This is a genomic window from Streptomyces sp. GbtcB7, from assembly GCF_019091445.1.
Classification (GTDB): Bacteria; Actinomycetota; Actinomycetes; order Streptomycetales; family Streptomycetaceae; genus Streptomyces; species Streptomyces mirabilis.
In genome coordinates this window covers 177,333-195,872 of the sequence record NZ_JAGXJM010000013.1, presented here as the reverse complement: position 1 = coordinate 195,872, position 18,540 = coordinate 177,333, and the positions used below count along the sequence as shown (strand labels likewise).

The window sequence follows — 18,540 nt, the reverse complement described above, 5'->3', positions numbered from 1 at the left end:
CCAAGTAGTGCGGCAGGGGAACCCTTTGCTTGCTGATACCTTGCTTCCACTTTTCAGTGGAACCTCCCGCACTGGTCAACGCCAGGCGGGGAGCACTAGTTCCCTTGTGCGCGCGACAGCGCACGTGGACCGTCCGGGTGACGGTCCGGGTGACGGTCCGGGTGACGGTCCGGGTGACGGTCCGGGTGACGGTCCGGGTGACGGTCTCAGAACAGGCCGGTCGTGGAGAAGCGCAGGACCAGCTGGGGTGCTCCGGAGAGGGCGATGCCCAGGACGGCCGTCAGGGCGATCGCGGCGGTCAGCGGGGCCGGGACACGGTGCTTCTCGGGCTCCCCCTCGGGGGCGCGGAAGAGCAGGGTCGTCCACTGGAGGTAGTAGAAGAGCGCGATCACGACGTTGACGGCCATGACCACGGCCAGCCAGCCGAGCCCCGCGTCGACGGCGGCCGCGAAGACGGTGACCTTGGCGAAGAGCCCGATGATGCCCGGCGGCAGTCCAGCGAGGCAGAGCAGGAAGAAGCCGAGGATCAGCGCGGACAGGGGGCTCCTCGCGTACAGGCCCCGGTAGTCGCTGATGCGGTTCAGGGGGCTCGTACGGGCGACGAGGGCGGCCACGGCGAAGGCGCCCAGGTTCACCACCGCGTACATCAGGGCGTACGCGACGGTGGAGCCGATGGCCTTCTCGGCGTCCTTGGAGTAGGCGGCGGACGCGATCGGGACCAGGAGGTAGCCGGCCTGGCCGACGGAGGACCAGGCGAGCAGGCGGACCGCGCTGTACGCGCGCGTGGCCTGCTGGCGCAGGGCGCCGACGTTGCCGACGGTCATGGTGAGGGCGGCCAGCGCGGCGAGCGCCGGGCCCCAGACGTCCCCGTACGAAGGGAGGGCGACGACGGTGACGAGGATCAGGCCGGAGAAGCCGACCGCCTTGCCGACGACCGACAAGTAGGCGGCGATCGGCAAAGGCGCCCCTACGTAGGTGTCGGGCACCCAGAAGTGGAAGGGCACGGCGGCCGTCTTGAAGGCGAAGCCGACAAGGGTGAGGACGACGCCCGCCTGGGCGAGGGTGTGGAACTGTCCGTCGACGTGCTGGATCCTGTCCGCGATCTGGGTCAGGTAGAGGCTGCCGGTCGTCGCGTAGACGAAGCTGACGCCCATGAGACTGACGGCGGTCGCCGTGACGGAGGACAGGAAGAACTTCAGGGCCGCCTCGGAGGACTTCCTGTCACCGCGTTTGATGCCGACAAGTGCGAAGGCGGGCAGTGAGGCGACTTCGAGGGCGACGATGAGTGTCGCGAGGTCGCGGGAGGCGGGCAGCAGGGCGGCGCCCGCGGCCGAGGAGAGCAACAGGAACCAGAACTCCCCTTCGGGGAGGTCTTTGTTGGCGTCCTTCAGGGCCGTGACCGACAGCAGTGCCGCCAGGAGCGCGCCGCCGAGGACCAGGAACTGGATGACGAGGGTGAAGCGGTCCGCCGTGTAGCTACAGGCGTGCGCGTCGCCCGTCAGACAGAAGGTGGCGCGGTCGCCGTCCCGGAGGGGCAGCAGCATGAGCGCGGACGCGGCGAGCCCCGCCACCGACACCCAGCCGAGTACCGCCTTCTTCTCCTCTCCGATGAAGAGGTCGGCGACGAGCACGACGAGTCCGACGACCGCGGCGAGGGTGGGCGGCGCGATCGCGAGCCAGTCGACGGACTGGACCAGGGAGCTCATCGGGTGCCTCCTGCGAGGAGCTGCTGTACGGCCGGGTCGGTCAGGCCGAGAAGGGCCTTGGGCCACAGGCCGGCGACGACGGTGAGAGCGACGAGCGGCGTCCAGGCCGCGAACTCGTAGCTCTGGACGTCGGCGAGCTTCGGCGCCTCCTGCCCCGGGGTCTCGCCCATGCACACACGGCGTACGACGACGAGCATGTACGCGGCCGTGAGCAGCGTGCCGAAGGCGGCGATCGCCATGAACGTCAGATACGCGGGACGGCTGAGGTCGGCTGCGGGTTTGAACGCGCCGAACAGAGCCAGCATCTCGCCCCAGAATCCGGCGAGGCCCGGGAGCCCGAGAGAGGCGACGGCGGCGAAGGCGAGGAGCCCGCCGAGACGCGGAGCCTTGCCGTAGAGCGCGGCGCCGGTCTCCTCGGCGAGGGTGTCGAGGTCGGTGGTGCCCGTGCGGTCCTTCAGCGCCCCGACGAGGAAGAAGAGGAGTCCGGTGATGAGGCCGTGGGCGATGTTGGCGAACAGCGCGCCGTTCACGCCGGTCGGGGTCATCGTCGCGATGCCGAGCAGGACGAATCCCATGTGACCGACGGACGAATACGCGATGAGCCGCTTGAGATCGCCCTTCGCTCCCTGTTTCGCGAGGGCCAGGCAGGCCAGGGATCCGTAGATGATCCCGACCACGGCGAAGGCGGCGAGGTAGGGGGCGAAGGTGTGCATCCCGTCCGGCGCGACCGGCAGCAGAATCCGGACGAAACCGTACGTACCCATCTTCAGCAGTACACCAGCCAGCAGGACCGAGCCAACGGTGGGCGCGGCGGTGTGGGCGTCCGGCAGCCAGCTGTGCAGCGGCCACATCGGCGTCTTGACCGCGAGCCCGATTCCGATCGCCAAAACGGCGATGACCTGCACGGATGTGGTCAGCGACCGGCCGTTGTCAGTGGCGAGTGCCACCATGTCGAATGTGCCCGCCTTGATTCCGATCAGAAGCAGGCCCAGCAGCATGACGACCGAACCGAGCAGTGTGAAGAGGATGAACTTCCAGGCCGCGGCCTGGCGCTGCGCACCGCCCCACCGGGCGATGAGGAAGTACATCGGGATGAGCACCATCTCGAACGCGAGGAAGAACAGCAGCAGATCGAGGACGGCGAAGGTCGCGAGGGTGCCGGACTCGAGGACGAGCAGCAGTGCGACGAAGGCCTTCGGGGTCGGCCCCGCGGGCATCTTGAAGTAGCTGTAGAGCGCGCAGAGGAAGGTCAGCAGCGCGGTCAGGACCAGAAGGGGGAGGGAAATGCCGTCGATGCCGAGGTGGATCCGCACGTCGAGTGCGGGGATCCAGCTGATGTCCGTCGTGGCCTGCATCTGCTGTGCCTTGGCCGGGGTGCCGTGGTCGAAGCCGAGCGCGAGGACGATCGCGGCGATGAGCACCACGCCGGTGACGATCACGCCGTGCCGCAGCACGGCCTGGTCCGGCGACTTCCCCTTCAGTCCGGGCGGCGCGGGCAGGAGAGCGGCGGCGGCGCCGATGAGCGGCCCGACGACGATCAACGCGAGAAGAATCTGCATCACGGATTCACTGATATCGATCACGCCTGCTCACGCTCCCGTGGCGACGAGGAGGGCGGCGACCACCAGGACGACGGTGCCGGCGAGCAGCGCGCTCACATAGGTCTGCACATTGCCGGTCTGCGCGCGCCGTACGGCGGCGCCGAGCAGGCGGGGTAGGGCGGCGGCACCGCGTACGTAGGTGTCGACGACCTCACGGTCGAGGAACCGGACGAGTGCGGCTCCGGCCTGGACGGGGCGGACGAACAGCACGTTGTACACGGCGTCGAGGTGGAATCCGACGGCCGCGTGCCGGTGCAGCGGGCCGAGCAGCAGCCGTCCGGGATCCGCCGGGTCTGGGGCGTAGGCCACGTCTCCGAACACGGGCGCGTGACTGGCGATCGCCTCCGCCTCGACCTGCGCGGGCTCGGCATCGGGATGGGCCACGACCGCACCCATCGGCACGCGGGGAGCCAGCGCGGTGGTGTGCCGCCAGGCGCCGTAGGTGACGATCCCGCCGACCAGGGCGAGCCCCGTGCCGAGGACGGAGGTGGTGAGGACCGGTGTCAGGTCGCGGCCGTCGAACCAGTCGGGCAGTGGGCCGTACGCGAGCCCGAAAGCGAGGGAAGGGACGGCGAGCACCCACAGCACGACGGTCATGCTGCGCGGCTCCTTGCCGTGGGCGGGGGCCTCGACGCCCCGGCCGTGGAAGGCCAGCAGCCACAGCCGGGTCGCGTACGCGGCGGTGAGTACGGCGGTGACCAGACCGGCGACGAGGACGATCCAGCCCGCGGAGCCGGGGGCGTGCTCGGTGTGGCCGGTGGCGACGTGCTCGGCCGCGCCGAGGACGGCCTCCTTGGAGAAGAAGCCGCTGAACGGCGGGATCGCGGCGAGCGCGAGCAGCGCCACGGTCATCGTCCAGTAGGCGTCGGGGACGCGGGATCGCAGGCCCGTCATGCGGGACATGACGGCCAGCGAGTTGGTGCCGGAGGCATGGATGATCACGCCGGCGGCGAGGAACAGCAGCGCCTTGAAGGCGCCGTGGGACAGGAGGTGGAAGACGGCGGCACCACGGTCGCCGACGGCGAGGGCGCCGGCCATGTAGCCGAGCTGGCCGATCGTCGAGTAGGCGAGGACCCGCTTGATGTCGTCCTGGGCGAGTGCGGCGAGTGCCGAGCCCGCCATCGTGACAGCGGCCATGACGGCGAGGACCACCATCGCGGCCGAGGAGGCCTGGAAGACGGGGAGGAGCCGGGCCACGAAGTAGATACCGGCGGCGACCATCGTCGCCGCGTGGATCAGGGCGGAGACGGGTGTCGGGCCCGCCATCGCGTCGGGCAGCCAGGTGTGCAGCGGGAACAGCGCCGACTTGCCCGCCACGCCGGCGAGGAGCAGCAGGGCGATCAGCGTCGGATGGTGCAGTCCGCCGCTCGCGACGGTGCCGAGGACCGTGGTGATGCGGAAGGACCCGGCGTCGGTGCCTAGGGCGAACAGACCGATGAGGAAGGGGACGTCGCCGAGTTTGGTGACCAGGAAGGCCTTGATCGAGGCGGCGCGGGCCTCGGGGGTCTCCCAGTAGTGGCCGACCAGGAAGTACGAGCAGATGCCCATGACCTCCCAGCCGACCAGGAGCACGATCAGGTCGCCGGAGTAGACGACGAGCAGCATCGCGGAGGTGAAGAGGGAGACGAGAGCGGCGTACGAGGGGTAGCGCGGGTCGTCGCGCAGGTAGCCCGTCGAGTAGATCTGCACGCAGGAGGCGACGACGCCGACGAGTACGGCGACGAGGGCGGCGAAGCCGTCGATGTGCAGGGCGAGTTCGATCGGGACCGAGCCGGTGGGCGTCAGTTCGGTGGCCGCGTTGATGGCCTGGCCGCCGCCCTGGCGCACGGCGACCAGTACGGCGAGGGCTAGCGAGGTGAGGGACGGGAGTACCGCGAGGGGGCGGACGTAGCCGGGGGCCGTGCGGCCGAGGAGGAGTCCGGCCGCGGCGCCCAGGAACGGAAGGAGGGGAACGAGGACGGCGAGGGTGGTCGTGGTCACGCGGTGGCCTCAGCCTTCTCGTCTCCCGTGACGGGGGCTTCTTCGGTGCCGTCGCCGTGGGAGCCGTCCGGGGCGGGGCCCTCGGCGGTGTCGCGGAGTTTGTCGATGTCCGAGGTGCCGCGGCCCCGGTAGACGGCGAGGACGATCGCCAGGCCGATGCCGATCTCGGCGGCCGCGATGGCGATGGTGAACAGGGTCAGGGCCTGGCCGGAGTGGAGCGCGTCACGGCTGGTCCTGGAGAGCCAGACGTCGAAGGCGACGAGGTTCAGGTTGACGGCGTTGAGCATGAGCTCGACGGACATCAGGACCAGGATCGCGTTGCGGCGCGCGAGAACTCCGTACAGGCCCGTGCAGAAGAGGAGGGCGGAGAGCACGGCGGGATAGGCGAGGTGCATCAGCGGGTCCCTTCCTTCTCGCTCCGGCGGCTCTGGGCACCCGAGGGGGTGGCAGCGTCCGCGGTGGTGGTCGCGTCCGCCTTCGCCTTGCGGGAGAGGACGATCGCGCCGACCAGGGCGGCGAGGAGGAGGACGGAGAGGGCCTCGAAGGGAAGGACCCAGTTCTGGAAGAGGCTCGCTCCGGTGACCTCGGTGGAACCGGCGGCGGGGCCCGTCAGATCGACCCAGGTGGTGCGGAAGGCGTCCACGACCACCCAGACAAGGACGGCGGCCGCGGCGACGGCCACGGTGAGGGCGGCCCAGCGGTTGCCCGAGTCGGCGTCCGGGGAGCGGCCGATCGGCGCCTTGGTGAGCATCAGACCGAACAGAAGGAGGACGACGACGGAACCGACGTAGATGAGGACCTGCACCCAGGCGATGAACTCGGCCGTGAGCAGGAGGTACTCGACGGCGAGGCCGCCGAGCGTCATCACCAGCCACAGGGCGGCGTGCACCAGCTGCTTGGTGGTGACGGTGACGATCGCGGCGCCGAAGGTGACCAGGCCGACGAGGAGGAAGGCGATCTCGACGCCCGTCGGGGAGAGGAAGCCGTGGCTTTCGGCGGCGGTGGTCGTGGCCCGCGCCGCGGCGGCCGTGGCTGCTGCGAGGCTCACGACGCACCGTCCTGCGGGTTGGAAGGCTTGGAGGGCTCGGGCATGCCCGTAGTCGGGTCCGTGGTCGCGTCCGTGGTCGTGCCCGTAGTCGGGTCCGTGGGCGTGCCCGTAGTCGGGTCCGTGGGCGTGCCCGTAGTCGGGTCCGTGGGCGTAGTCGTGCCGCTGGCCGGGGGTTCGGGCTGGGCTGCCTGTCCGGCTGCTTGCGCCGCGAGTTCGGCTGCCGTGGCTGCCTCGGCGGCGAGTTTGTCGGCGGTTTTGCGGGCGGCGGCCAGTTCCTTCGGTTCCTCGGCGCCGGGGTCGAGGGCGGGCGGGGCCGGAACCGTCCACATCCACTCGCGGAGCTTGTCGCGCTCGTGGGTGAGTTCGTGGATGTCGGTCTCCGCGTACTCGAACTCCGGGGACCAGAACAGCGCGTCGAAAGGACAGACCTCGATGCAGATACCGCAGTACATGCACAGGGCGAAGTCGATGGCGAAGCGGTCGAGGACGTTGCGGCTGCGCTCGCGGCCACCGGGGGCGGCCGCCGGGACCGTCTCCTTGTGGGAGTCGATGTAGATGCACCAGTCCGGGCACTCGCGGGCGCACAGCATGCAGACCGTGCAGTTCTCCTCGAACAGGCCGATGACGCCGCGGGAGCGGGGCGGGAGTTCGGGCTGGGCGTCCGGGTACTGCGCGGTGACGGTCTTCTTCGTCATCGTGCGGAGGGTGACGGCCAGGCCCTTGGCGAGTCCGGAGCCAGGAATGCGGGAACGGGTGGGCGGGAGAGGCTCAGCCATGGTTACGAGATCACCACCTTGACGATGCCGGTGAGGGCGATCTGGGCGAGAGAGAGGGGGATGAGGAGGGTCCAGGAGAGTTTCTGGAGCTGGTCCTCGCGCAGGCGGGGGTAGGTGACGCGCAGCCAGATCACGACGAAGGCGAGGAGGGCCGCCTTCAGAAGGGTCCAGACCCAGCCGAGGCCGTCGGCACCCCACGGGCCGTGCCAGCCACCCAGGAAGAGGACGGTGGTCAGACCGCACAGGACGACGATTCCGGCGTACTCGGCGAGGAGGAAGAGCGCGAAGCGCAGGCCGGTGTACTCGGTGTACGCGCCGAAGATGATCTCCGAGTCGGCGACGGGCATGTCGAAGGGCGGGCGCTGGAGTTCGGCGAGGCCCGCCACGAAGAAGACGACCGCGCCGACGATCTGCCAAGGCACCCACCACCACTCGAAGGCGGCGACGATGCCGGGCAGGGAGACCGTGCCGGCCGCCATCGCGACGGAGGCGGCGGTCAGCAGCATCGGGAGTTCGTACGCGAGGAGCTGCGCGGCGGTGCGCAGGCCGCCGAGAAGGGAGAACTTGTTGGCCGAGGCCCAGCCCGCCATGAGCGAGCCGAGGACGCCCACGCCCATCACGGCGAGAACGAAGAAGATGCCCGCGTCGACGACCTGGCCGACGGCGCCCTCACCCGGGCCGATCGGGATGGCGAGGAGGACGAGAAGGTACGGGAGAAGGGCGACGGCGGGGGCGAGCTGGAAGATACGGCGGTCCGCACCCGCGGGGACGATGTCTTCCTTCTGCGCGAACTTCACGCCGTCCGCGACGAGTTGGGCCCAGCCGTGGAAGCCGCCGGCGTACATCGGGCCGAGGCGGCCCTGCATGTGGGCCATCACCTTGTGCTCGGTCTGACCGACGATCAGGGGGAACGTCAGGAACACGACGAAGACGACGAGGAGGCGTAGGGCGACGTCGAGAGCGTCGTTCACTGCGTGCCTCCGGCTGGGTTTCTGGGGGTGGGGTCTTCGGGAGTGGGGTCTTCGGGAGTGGGGGTGGAGTCGGGGTGCGAGCCGGAGTCCGACTCGGGGGATGCCGGGGGTTTCGAGGTGGCCTCGGAGGCCGGACTCGGGGCAGCCGCGGGCTCCGGGGTGGCCCCCGGCTCCGACTCCGACCTGGACTCCTGCTCCTGCGCCTGCTTCGGCTCCTGCTCCTGCGCCTGTTCCTGCGCCTGCTTCGACTCCTGCTGCGGCTCGTCGAACGCGGGGCGGGCGTGGTGCCAAGGGGCGTCGGAGCTGCGCGGCGCCGCGGCAGCGGGCGGCTGCTCGGTGGCCTGTGTCCTTTGTGTCGCCGAGCCCTGGCTGGCGCTGCGCGTGCGGCGGGGGCCGGCGGGAGGCGTCGGCTCGGCGGCTCCGGGGGCCGCGGGGGCGGCTGTCGAAGGCGCCTGTTCGTCGGCGGCCGGGGCCTCGGTCTGCTGGCTGGCCGAGCCTTGGCCGGCGCTGCGCGCCCGACGAGGGGGCGTCGGGGCCTGCGCACCGGCAGCGGCAGCAGTGGTGGCACCGGCGGCGGGACCGGTTCCCGTGTCACCAGTGGTGGTGGTCTGGCTTGCCGAGCCCTCGCCCGCCGTGCGGGCCCGCCGCACCGGGCGGTCGCCGGCGGCTCGGGCCGCTCCGCGCGCCGGGCGGGCGGGGGCCGGGGGGAGCTGGCCCTTCAGGGGACCCCATTCGTTGGGGTCGGGTACGCCGGGCGGAAGCATCTGGCGGCGCTTGGGGCCACCGTGATCGGACTCCCCCGGCTCCTTCGCCCCGGGCCAGGCCTTGGCGACGCGGGCGGCGAGGACGAAGTCCTTGCGGAGGGGGTGGCCTTCGAAGCCCTCGGGGAGAAGCAGGGGGTCGAGGCCCGGGTGGCCCTCGAAGGTGACGCCGAACATCTCGTGGGTCTCGCGCTCGTGCCAGCCGGCGCCGGCGTACACGGAGACCGCCGTCGCCAGGACGGGTGCCGAGTGCGGGACGGTCGTACGGACGAGGAGGCGGCGTACGGGAGACAGGGCCACCACGTGCGCGGCGACGCGGAAGCCCGTGCCGGGTTCGTCGACGGCGCTCAGCCAGTCGAAGTAGGTGCAGCCCAGCGAGTCGCGCGCGGTCTCCAGGGCGGGGAGCCAGGCAGTCGGCGGTACGTCGACCGTCAGGACCTCGTACGACTCCTCGGCCGTGGCCTCCGGGCCGAAGAGCTCCTCGACGGGGGCGGGAAGCCAGCCGACGGTCATCGGTCCTCCCTCACGGCGGGCGGACGCACCAGGCCGCTCTGGAGGGCGGCGGCCGACGGACGCGGCGAGGAGCTGTAGCGCTCCCCCAGCGACTCCCGGGCGATCTTCTCCTGGAGCTTGAGGATGCCCTGCAGCAGCGCTTCGGGGCGGGGCGGGCACCCGGGGACGTAGACGTCCACCGGGATGATCTGGTCGACGCCCTTGGTGACGGAGTAGGAGTCCCAGTACGGGCCGCCGCAGTTGGAGCACGCGCCGAAGGAGATGACGTACTTCGGCTCGGGCATCTGCTCGTAGAGGCGCTTGACGGCCGGGGCCATCTTGTCCGTGACCGTGCCGGAGACGACCATCAGGTCGGCCTGGCGCGGACCCGGTGCGAACGGGATCACGCCGAGCCGGATGAAGTCGTGGCGGGCCATCGACGCGGCGATGAACTCGATCGCACAGCAGGCGAGGCCGAAGTTGAAGACCCAGAGCGAGTAGCGGCGACCCCAGTTCAGGACCACCTTCATCGGCTCCGGGGCCAGCCGGGAGAGCACGCCGAGCCGCTTCGGCTCGGGAAGCAGCACCGGCTCGGGAAGCAGCACGGGCGCGGGCAGCGGCGCCGGTTCGGAGGGCGTCGAGGGGGTCACGTCCGAGGGGGTCACGTCCATGTCAGGACGCCCTTCTTGTATGCGTACAGCAGGCCCACGGCCAGGAAGCCGAGGAAGATGAACATCTCCACGAGGGTGGCCGCGCCGTAGCCGGGCGCGGCGAAGACGGTCGCCCAGGGGAAGAGGAAGATCGAGTCGACGGCGAAGATGACGTAGAGGAAGGCGTAGACGTAGTAGCGGACCTGGGTGTGGGCCCAGCCCTCGCCGACGGGGTCGACGCCGCACTCGTATGTCAGGAGTTTCTCGGGGGTCGGGACCACCGGCCGCAGCAGACGACCCGCCCCGAAGGCGACAGCGACGAACAGCACGCCGACGACGGCGAGCAGTCCGACGACCGAGTACGACTGGAAGTAGCCCGCCGCGACGACGGCCCCGGTTGCCGTGACAACGGTCGGTTCCGGCACGTCAGCCCCTCACTCCCTGACCTCGTTGCGCCCGGCGCGCGCCCCGTCGCGCACGCTGTGATGCGCCCCGTTCGACGATCTGTACGGACGGGAGTCTAGGGCCTGCTAAAGAGACGGTAAGCAGCCCGTCACGCATTGGCTATCGGGGACATGTCAGGGACTCGTCCGCCTCGCCCGTCGCCGGGTTCGCGCACTCGCCCGGCTCACATGTCACCGGGTTCCCGTCCGCACCTCGCGGTCACTTCCCATTTCACCTCGCGAGCACATCCAGGTACACCGTGCGGCGGCCTTCGCTTTCACCTCAAGGGTGGGGTTTTCCCCAGTGGATCGTGGCGGTCGACCTCATGGCGCGGCGGCCCGCCGCCGGGCAGGCTAGCGAATATGACCGAACGCATCATCCCTGTCGGCCACCTCGGCCCCCACGGCCCGTCGGACACGCCGCAAGCCCCGGATATACCGGGTATACCGGATGTATCAGATGCACAAGATGTACAAGATGTACAAGATGTACCGGACGAGTCGATCGACAGCGATCGGCTGCCTCCCCCACGCTTCGCGCTCGGCCGGCAGACGTGGAAGGAGATCGCGCACCTCCTCGCCAATCTGCCGGTCTCGATCTTCGGCTTCGTGTACGTCGTGACGCTCGTCTCCACGGGCGCGGGGCTGGCCGTGACGGTGATCGGGCTGCCGCTGCTCGCGGGCGGGCTGCGGGGCGGGCGGCTGCTGGGCCGGATGGAGCGGGCGCGGGCACGCAAGCTGCTCGGCGTGCGGATCGACGAGCCGAGCCCGATGCCGGTGCGCGGGACGGGCTTCTTCCCCTGGTTGTGGTCGAGCCTGCGGGACTCGGTGGCCTGGCGGACGGTGCTGTACGACTTCATCCGGCTGCCGTGGGGCATCGTCACGTTCACGGTCACGCTGACGTCGTTGTTCCTGCTGTGGCCGGTGCTGCCGTTCCTCGCGCGGGGGCTGACGAACGTGGACCGGGCCATGGTGCGCGGGCTGCTGTCGCCCTCGGACGAGTTGGAGCGGCGCATCGCCGAGCTGGAGTCGGACCGGGGGGTCGTGGTCGACACGGCCGCGGCGGACCTGCGGCGCATCGAACGGGACCTGCACGACGGGGCGCAGGCGCGGCTCGTCAACCTCGCGATGGGGCTCGGGCTTGCCAAGGAGAAGATCCTCGAGGGTCAGGCCGACGAGACCGTCGCGGCCATGGTCGACGAGGCGCACGGCGAGGTGAAACTGGCCCTGCAGGAGCTGCGCGATCTGGCCCGCGGTATCCATCCCGCGGTCCTCACCGACCGGGGCCTCGACGCGGCGCTGTCGTCGGTCGCCTCGCGCTGCACGGTGCCGGTGAAGGTGACGGCCGACCTCCCGACGAGACCGGCCGCCGCCATCGAGGGCATCGCCTACTTCACCGTGTCCGAGCTGTTGCAGAACGTCAGCAAGCACAGCGGGGCGCGCTCCGCGTCCGTCGACGTGTGGCGGACGGACGAGCGGCTGCTCATCCAGGTCCAGGACGACGGGCGCGGTGGGGCCGCCCTCGACGGCGGTACGGGGATGGCGGGGCTCGCGGACCGGCTGGGCGCGGTGGACGGACTGTTCGTCATCGACTCACCGCCCGGCGGCCCGACCACCATCACGGCGGAGCTGCCTTGGCGGGACCGGGGGGACGGGCGGGGCTGACAGGACGGGCAGGGCGGGCAGGACGGGCGGGGCTGACGGGGCTGACGGGGCTGACGGGGCTGACGGGGCCGGCCTACGGGGTGACCTGTGCGTGTCTGCCTCGACGGGTCGGCCTTGGTGCGTCCGTCTTGATGGGTCCGTCTTGATGGGTCCGTCTTGATGGGTCCGCCTTGGCGGGGGCCGTCGGCATGCGGCTTCCGTCCGGCTCCGAGGTAGGGAAAACCCCCGTCCCAAGACGCCGACCCGCTCCATGGTCGGCAAGGGCCGAGAACAGCAGGGTGGGGGTACGAACCGACGAGCAGGACGAGCAGAACGGACAAGACCGATGGCGACGGAGTACGGACAGGGGTACGGGTACCCGAGCGGGCCCGGATTCCACGAGGCGGGTGCCGAGGAGCGGCGGCACCGTCTCCCGACACCGCTGCGGGCGCCGATCGAGGCGCGCAGCTGGCGCGAGTTCGGTTACGTGATGTCGGGCCTGCCGGTCGGCATCCTCATGTTCACGTTCGCCGTCACGATGTTCTCGCTCGGCATGGGTCTGCTGATCACCTTCCTGGGGATCCCGGTGCTCGCTGCGGCCCTCGCCGGCGTCCGCGGGTTCGGCGCGCTGGAGCGGGCGCGGGCGCGCGGGTTGCTCGGGATCGAGGTGGCCGCGCCGGAGCCCCTGCGGGTGCGCAAGCAGGGGGCGCTGGCATGGATGGGGGCGATCCTGAAGAACGGTTCGGCGTGGCGGCATCTGCTGTACTCGGTGGTGCAGTTCCCGTGGTCGGTGTTCTCGTTCGTGGTGGCGCTGAGCTTCTGGTCGTACGGCTGGGCGATGCTGACGTATCCGCTGTGGTTCTGGCTCTTCCCGGTGTACGGCGGGCAGGGCGGCCTCCAGCTCTACGGCGACGGCATGCACCGCATCTACCTGGACAACCCCTTCGAGATCACCGTCACCGCGCTGCTGGGGCTGCTGATCACGATGGCCACGCCGTGGATCGTGCGGGCGTTGACCATGGTGGACCGGGTGATGGTGGCGGGGCTGCTCGGGCCGTCGCGGCTGGCGAGCCGGGTGGTCGAGCTGGAGTCGGACCGGGGGGTCGTGGTCGACACGGCCGCGGCGGACCTGCGGCGCATCGAGCGGGATCTGCACGACGGGGCGCAGGCTCGGCTCGTCAATCTCGCGATGGGGCTCGGGCTTGCCAAGGAGAAGCTCACCGAGGATCCGCAGGCCGCGGCGCGGATGGTGGACGAGGCGCACGGTGAGGTGAAGACGGCGTTGCAGGAGCTGCGGGATCTGGCGCGGGGGATTCATCCGGCCGTGCTGACCGATCGTGGGCTGGATGCGGCGCTGTCTTCCGTGGCCTCGCGGTGCACCGTGCCGGTGCAGGTGGATGTGGATCTTCCCGCTCGGCCGGCGCCGGCGATCGAGGGGATCGCGTACTTCACCGTCTCCGAGCTGCTGCAGAACATCAGTAAGCATGCGCGGGCGACGCGGGCCACGGTCGATGTGTGGCGGGTCGAGAACCGGTTGATGCTTCAGGTTGTCGACGATGGTGTGGGTGGGGCCGATGTTTCCGGTGGGTCCGGGCTTGCGGGGCTGGCGGAGCGGCTCGATGCGGTGGACGGGGTTCTGGTGGTGGACTCTCCTGTGGGTGGGCCCAGTCGGATTACTGCGGAGTTGCCCTGGCGGGGGTGAGCTGGGGCGTGGGGTGGGGTGGGGTGGGGTGTTTCTCGCCCCCGCCGCCCCTACCCGTCCCATCCCCGGGGGCTCCGCCCCCGGCCCCCCGGCGGGGCTCCGCCCCTGCGCCCCATCACGGGCGCTGCCCCTGGCCCCCGCGGTCCAGCTGCCCCGCACCCCACCACAGGCGTCACCTCTGACCTCCACGGGGCTCGGCCCCTGCCCCCACCACAGGCGTCACCTCTGGCCCCTCGGGGCTCGGCCCCCGCCCCCCACCGGGGCGATGCCCCAAACCCGACCGGGCTCGGCTCCCCAACTCGACAGGGTTCCGCCCCCAACCCCGACGGGGCTCGGCCCCCGCCCCCCACCACGCACATGACCCCCAGTCCCCCGCAGGGCTCGGCCCCGACCCCGACAGGGCTCCGCCCCCAACCCCGACGGAGCACCGACCCCGCACCCCACCACGCGCGTACCCCCTGCCCCCGCAGGGCTCCGCCCCCACCAAGAACCCTCCCCCACGGACCCCGCCCCCTGCCCCCTGCTTCCCACCGCCAGCCCGAAATCCCCACCCCCATCCCCACCCCCTAAACCCCACCCCGGAGCCAAAAGTGCGCCCCCCGTATTCCCCCTTCCCCCTCCCCCTGATTTCCCTTGATTCCCCTTGCTCGGGGGCAGGTGGGTCCGAATGCTGGGATGCTGTGGGCTGAGGTATGGGCGGGGACGCGGCCGACGTGGGTCGGGGAATGGTGTGGGGGGCCGAGAATCGTGGAGGACAGGGTGCGGGTGGTCATCGCCGAGGATTCAGTGCTGCTCAGGGAGGGCCTGACCCGGTTGTTGACCGACCGCGGGCACGACGTCGTGGCCGGTGTCGGAGACGGCGACGCGCTGATCAAGACCATCACCGACCTGGCGGCCCAGGACTCGCTGCCGGACGTCGTGGTCGCCGACGTACGGATGCCGCCGACGCACACCGACGAGGGCGTGAAGGCGGCCGTGCAGCTGCGCAAGCAGCACCCGGGGGTGGGGGTGCTGGTGCTGTCGCAGTACGTGGAGGAGCGCTACGCCACCGAACTGCTGGCCGGTTCGAGCCGTGGCGTCGGCTACCTGCTCAAGGACCGCGTCGCGGAGGTGCGCGAGTTCGTGGACGCGGTGGTGCGGGTGGCCCAGGGGGGTACCGCTCTGGACCCGGAAGTGGTCGCGCAACTGCTCGGACGCAGTCGTAAGCAGGACGTACTGGCCGGGCTCACCCCGCGGGAGCGGGAGGTCCTAGGACTTATGGCTGAGGGACGCACCAACTCGGCGATCGCGCGGCAGCTCGTGGTGAGTGACGGAGCTGTCGAGAAACACGTCAGCAATATCTTCCTGAAACTCGGGCTTTCCCCGAGCGACGGCGATCATCGGCGTGTTCTCGCGGTCCTCACCTATCTGAACTCCTGAGGGACTGACACTAGGGACTGACCCTGGGGCAGCCGAACGCACTGGGTCGGCCGAACGGAATCGCCTCGAAGGACCGGGGGCCCGACACGGCACCAGAGCGGCGCGAGACCGGCACGAGAACCAAAGGATGAGGTAGAAGCGTCTTCCAGAGCAGCGTCGGGGGCGAGTAAGTCATGACAAGTCAGGGCGTCGAACCATCTCAAAATGGTGTCCATCATGCGAACGGCCGAGGGAAGGCGACCCTTACAGACGTAGGGTTGATCCCGGGAAGGCCTGCGGGAAGGCCGCTCCCAGACAGCCGCCTCGAAGGAGGTCCAGTTCAGTGACCAGCCAGGTCAGTAGCCCAGCGGAGCAGGCCGACGAAGCCGTCGTAGGAGAACAGCGCAAACCGGCGGGGGCAAAGGAAACACGCCGGCTCGACCGGGTGATCATCCGGTTCGCGGGTGACTCCGGTGATGGAATGCAACTCACCGGCGACCGCTTCACCTCCGAGACGGCGTCCTTCGGCAATGATCTTTCGACGCTGCCGAACTTCCCCGCCGAAATCCGAGCGCCCGCAGGCACCCTGCCGGGCGTTTCTTCATTTCAGCTGCATTTCGCGGACCATGACATCCTCACGCCCGGTGACGCGCCGAATGTGCTGGTGGCCATGAATCCGGCGGCGCTCAAGGCGAACATCGGTGATGTGCCGCGCGGCGCGGAGATCATCGTCAACACGGACGAGTTCACGAAGCGGGCGATGGCGAAGGTCGGTTACGCGGCCAGCCCGCTGGAGGACGGTTCACTGGACGGGTACGCCGTCCATCCGGTCCCGCTGACGACGATGACGGTCGAGGCGCTCAAGGAGTTCGAGCTGTCCCGCAAGGAGGCGGAGCGCAGCAAGAACATGTTCGCGCTGGGCCTGCTGTCCTGGATGTACCACCGGCCCACCGAGGGCACCGAGAAGTTCCTGCGGAACAAGTTCGCGAAGAAGCCCGAGATCGCCGCCGCCAACATCGCCGCCTTCCGGGCGGGCTGGAACTTCGGCGAGACGACCGAGGACTTCGCGGTCTCCTACGAGGTCGCCCCGGCCACCAAGACCTTCCCGACCGGCACCTACCGCAACATCTCCGGAAACCTGGCCCTGTCGTACGGCCTGATCGCCGCCTCCAAACAGGCGGACCTGCCCCTCTACCTGGGCTCCTACCCGATCACCCCGGCCTCCGACATCCTGCACGAGCTGAGCCGGCACAAGAACTTCGGCGTGCGGACCTTCCAGGCCGAGGACGAGATCGCGGGCATCGGCGCGGCCCTGGGCGCGGCCTTCGGCGGCTCCCTCGCCGTCACCACGACCTCCGGGCCGGGCGTGGCGCTGAAGTCGGAGACCATCGGGCTCGCGGTCTCCCTCGAACTGCCACTGCTGGTCATCGACATCCAGCGTGGCGGGCCTTCCACGGGGCTGCCGACGAAGACGGAGCAGGCGGACCTGCTCCAGGCGATGTACGGGCGCAACGGAGAGGCCCCGGTCCCGGTGGTCGCCCCGTGCACGCCGACCGACTGCTTCGACGCCGCCCTGGAGGCGGCCCGGATCGCCCTCACCTACCGCACCCCCGTCCTCCTCCTCTCCGACGGCTACCTGGCCAACGGCTCCGAGCCGTGGCGGATCCCGGAGGTCGACGAACTTCCGGACCTGCGGGTGCAGTTCGCACAGGGTCCGAACCACACCCTGGACGACGGCACCGAGGTGTTCTGGCCGTACAAGCGCGACCCGGGGACCCTGGCCCGCCCGTGGGCGATCCCGGGCACACCGGGACTCGAGCACCGCATCGGCGGCATCGAGAAGCAGGACGGCACGGGCAACATCTCCTACGACCCCGCCAACCACGACTTCATGGTCCGCACCCGCCAGGCGAAGATCGACGGCATCGACGTCCCGGACATCGAGGTCGACGACCCCTCCGGCGAGGCCGACACCCTGGTTCTGGGCTGGGGTTCGACGTACGGACCCATCACCGCGGCGGTACGGCGGCTGCGGGCGGCCGGGGAGAACATCGCGCAGGCCCATCTGCGCCACCTCAACCCCTTCCCGCGGAATCTCGGAGCGGTGCTGGGGCGTTACGAGAAGGTGGTGATCCCCGAGATGAACCTCGGCCAGCTCGCCACGCTCGTCCGGGCGAAGTACCTGGTCGACGCGCATTCCTACAACCAGGTCAACGGCATGCCGTTCAAGGCCGAACAGCTCGCCACGGCGCTCAAGGAGGCCATCGATGGCTGAGACGACCACAGGAAGCGCGGACACGATCGAGGCCCTCACTCTGGTGCCCAAGGCCGAGGCCAGGCAGTCCATGAAGGACTTCAAGTCCGATCAGGAAGTGCGCTGGTGCCCCGGTTGCGGTGACTACGCGGTGCTGGCCGCCGTACAGGGCTTCATGCCCGAGCTCGGTCTCGCCAAGGAGAACATCGTCTTCGTGTCGGGCATCGGCTGCTCGTCCCGCTTCCCGTACTACATGAACACGTACGGCATGCACTCCATCCACGGCCGCGCGCCCGCCATCGCGACGGGCCTCGCCTCCAGCAGGCGGGACCTGAGCGTGTGGGTGGTGACCGGTGACGGGGACGCCCTCTCCATCGGCGGCAACCACCTGATCCACGCGCTGCGCCGCAACGTGAACCTGAAGATCCTTTTGTTCAACAACCGGATCTACGGCCTCACCAAGGGGCAGTACTCGCCCACCTCCGAGGTCGGCAAGATCACCAAGTCGACGCCGATGGGCTCGCTGGACGCGCCCTTCAACCCGGTGTCCCTGGCCATCGGCGCGGAGGCGTCCTTCGTGGCCCGGACCGTGGACTCCGACCGCAAGCACCTCACCGACGTGCTGCGGCAGGCCGCCGCCCACCCGGGCACGGCGCTGGTGGAGATCTACCAGAACTGCAACATCTTCAACGACGGCGCCTTCGAGGCCCTCAAGGACAAGCAGCAGGCCGAGGAGGCGGTGATCCGGCTCGAACACGGGCAGCAGATCCGCTTCGGCGCGGACCGCGCCAAGGGTGTCGTACGGGATCAGCTGACCGGTGACCTGAAGGTCGTCACCGTCACCCCGGAGAACGAGGCACAGGTCCTGGTCCACGACGCCCACTCCGCGTCCCCGACCACGGCCTTCGCGCTCTCCCGGCTGGCCGACCCGGACACCCTGCACCACACCCCGATCGGCGTCCTGCGCTCCGTGGAGCGGCCGGTCTACGACACCCAGATGGCCGACCAGCTCGACACGGCCATCGAACAGAACGGCAAGGGCGATCTCGCCACGCTCCTCGCGGGCGGGGACACCTGGACGGTCGTCGGCTGAGCGAGCCGACCGTTCGAGGCG

General features: G+C 70.2%; 15 protein-coding genes. 5 read left to right on the top strand and 10 right to left on the bottom strand.

Features of this window, described 5'->3' with window-relative positions; genetic code table 11:
- Positions 1–206: 206 nt before the first annotated feature.
- From KVT44_RS22600 to KVT44_RS22555, 10 genes are read right to left on the bottom strand one after another with little or no spacing between them, the layout of a single operon-like run.
- Entirely contained in the window at positions 207–1,706 is a 1,500-nt protein-coding gene (locus tag KVT44_RS22600) for an NADH-quinone oxidoreductase subunit N (RefSeq protein WP_190169922.1), read from the bottom strand.
- Positions 1,703–3,289 carry an NADH-quinone oxidoreductase subunit M gene (locus tag KVT44_RS22595; protein ID WP_217568296.1) on the bottom strand — a complete coding sequence of 529 codons (1,587 nt, stop codon included), beginning with the start codon at positions 3,287–3,289 and terminating at the stop codon, positions 1,703–1,705. Before KVT44_RS22595 ends, KVT44_RS22600 begins: the two co-directional genes overlap by 4 nt.
- Positions 3,290–3,295: 6 nt before the next feature.
- Positions 3,296–5,287 (bottom strand): NADH-quinone oxidoreductase subunit L, encoded by a 1,992-nt coding sequence (locus KVT44_RS22590; protein ID WP_217568295.1) that lies wholly within the window; start codon positions 5,285–5,287, stop codon positions 3,296–3,298.
- Positions 5,284–5,682 (bottom strand): NADH-quinone oxidoreductase subunit NuoK, encoded by a 399-nt coding sequence (nuoK, locus tag KVT44_RS22585; protein ID WP_217568294.1) that lies wholly within the window; start codon positions 5,680–5,682, stop codon positions 5,284–5,286. The genes KVT44_RS22590 and nuoK overlap by 4 nt, the downstream gene beginning before the upstream one ends.
- The gene (locus KVT44_RS22580) at positions 5,682–6,335 is read right to left on the bottom strand and encodes an NADH-quinone oxidoreductase subunit J (protein ID WP_217568293.1); all 654 of its coding nucleotides are present in this window, start codon (positions 6,333–6,335) and stop codon (positions 5,682–5,684) included. Before KVT44_RS22580 ends, nuoK begins: the two co-directional genes overlap by 1 nt.
- Positions 6,332–7,111 (bottom strand): NADH-quinone oxidoreductase subunit I, encoded by a 780-nt coding sequence (locus KVT44_RS22575; protein ID WP_217568292.1) that lies wholly within the window; start codon positions 7,109–7,111, stop codon positions 6,332–6,334. The genes KVT44_RS22580 and KVT44_RS22575 overlap by 4 nt, the downstream gene beginning before the upstream one ends.
- Before the next feature lie 2 nt (positions 7,112–7,113).
- A complete protein-coding gene (locus tag KVT44_RS22570; protein ID WP_054228325.1) occupies positions 7,114–8,082 on the bottom strand; it encodes a complex I subunit 1 family protein in 969 nt (322 codons plus the stop codon).
- Positions 8,079–9,356 carry an NADH-quinone oxidoreductase subunit C gene (locus KVT44_RS22565; protein ID WP_217568291.1) on the bottom strand — a complete coding sequence of 426 codons (1,278 nt, stop codon included), beginning with the start codon at positions 9,354–9,356 and terminating at the stop codon, positions 8,079–8,081. The genes KVT44_RS22570 and KVT44_RS22565 overlap by 4 nt, the downstream gene beginning before the upstream one ends.
- Positions 9,353–10,006 (bottom strand): NADH-quinone oxidoreductase subunit B, encoded by a 654-nt coding sequence (locus tag KVT44_RS22560; protein ID WP_217568290.1) that lies wholly within the window; start codon positions 10,004–10,006, stop codon positions 9,353–9,355. The genes KVT44_RS22565 and KVT44_RS22560 overlap by 4 nt, the downstream gene beginning before the upstream one ends.
- Positions 9,997–10,410 carry an NADH-quinone oxidoreductase subunit A gene (locus KVT44_RS22555; protein WP_067367359.1) on the bottom strand — a complete coding sequence of 138 codons (414 nt, stop codon included), beginning with the start codon at positions 10,408–10,410 and terminating at the stop codon, positions 9,997–9,999. Before KVT44_RS22555 ends, KVT44_RS22560 begins: the two co-directional genes overlap by 10 nt.
- Positions 10,411–10,791: 381 nt before the next feature.
- On the opposite strand from KVT44_RS22555, the gene KVT44_RS22550 reads away from it, so the two are divergent.
- From KVT44_RS22550 to KVT44_RS22530, 5 genes are all read left to right on the top strand, one after another.
- Positions 10,792–12,093 (top strand): sensor histidine kinase, encoded by a 1,302-nt coding sequence (locus KVT44_RS22550; RefSeq protein ID WP_217568289.1) that lies wholly within the window; start codon positions 10,792–10,794, stop codon positions 12,091–12,093.
- A 325-nt stretch (positions 12,094–12,418) separates the two neighbouring features.
- Positions 12,419–13,774: a sensor histidine kinase gene (locus KVT44_RS22545; protein ID WP_217568288.1), complete on the top strand. Its 1,356-nt coding sequence runs from the start codon at positions 12,419–12,421 to the stop codon at positions 13,772–13,774.
- A 759-nt stretch (positions 13,775–14,533) separates the two neighbouring features.
- On the top strand, positions 14,534–15,193 hold the full coding sequence (locus KVT44_RS22540; RefSeq protein ID WP_054232179.1) for a response regulator transcription factor: 660 nt from the start codon (positions 14,534–14,536) through the stop codon (positions 15,191–15,193).
- Positions 15,194–15,515: 322 nt separating this feature from the next.
- Entirely contained in the window at positions 15,516–17,447 is a 1,932-nt protein-coding gene (locus KVT44_RS22535) for a 2-oxoacid:acceptor oxidoreductase subunit alpha (RefSeq protein ID WP_217568287.1), read from the top strand.
- Complete coding sequence (locus tag KVT44_RS22530) at positions 17,440–18,519, top strand: 2-oxoacid:ferredoxin oxidoreductase subunit beta (protein WP_075028568.1); 1,080 nt, start codon at positions 17,440–17,442, stop codon at positions 18,517–18,519. The genes KVT44_RS22535 and KVT44_RS22530 overlap by 8 nt, the downstream gene beginning before the upstream one ends.
- The last annotated feature ends 21 nt before the right edge of the window (positions 18,520–18,540 follow it).

What these genes read in the sequence shown, in the direction of transcription:
- KVT44_RS22600 (WP_190169922.1), bottom strand. Translation starts at nt 1,706, where the DNA reads ATGAGCTCCCTGGTCCAGTCCGTCGACTGGCTCGCGATCGCGCCGCCC.
- KVT44_RS22565 (WP_217568291.1), bottom strand. Translation starts at nt 9,356, where the DNA reads ATGACCGTCGGCTGGCTTCCCGCCCCCGTCGAGGAGCTCTTCGGCCCG.
- KVT44_RS22545 (WP_217568288.1), top strand. Translation starts at nt 12,419, where the DNA reads ATGGCGACGGAGTACGGACAGGGGTACGGGTACCCGAGCGGGCCCGGA.
- nuoK (WP_217568294.1), bottom strand. Translation starts at nt 5,682, where the DNA reads ATGCACCTCGCCTATCCCGCCGTGCTCTCCGCCCTCCTCTTCTGCACG.
- KVT44_RS22560 (WP_217568290.1), bottom strand. Translation starts at nt 10,006, where the DNA reads ATGGACGTGACCCCCTCGGACGTGACCCCCTCGACGCCCTCCGAACCG.
- KVT44_RS22550 (WP_217568289.1), top strand. Translation starts at nt 10,792, where the DNA reads ATGACCGAACGCATCATCCCTGTCGGCCACCTCGGCCCCCACGGCCCG.
- KVT44_RS22530 (WP_075028568.1), top strand. Translation starts at nt 17,440, where the DNA reads ATGGCTGAGACGACCACAGGAAGCGCGGACACGATCGAGGCCCTCACT.
- KVT44_RS22575 (WP_217568292.1), bottom strand. Translation starts at nt 7,111, where the DNA reads ATGGCTGAGCCTCTCCCGCCCACCCGTTCCCGCATTCCTGGCTCCGGA.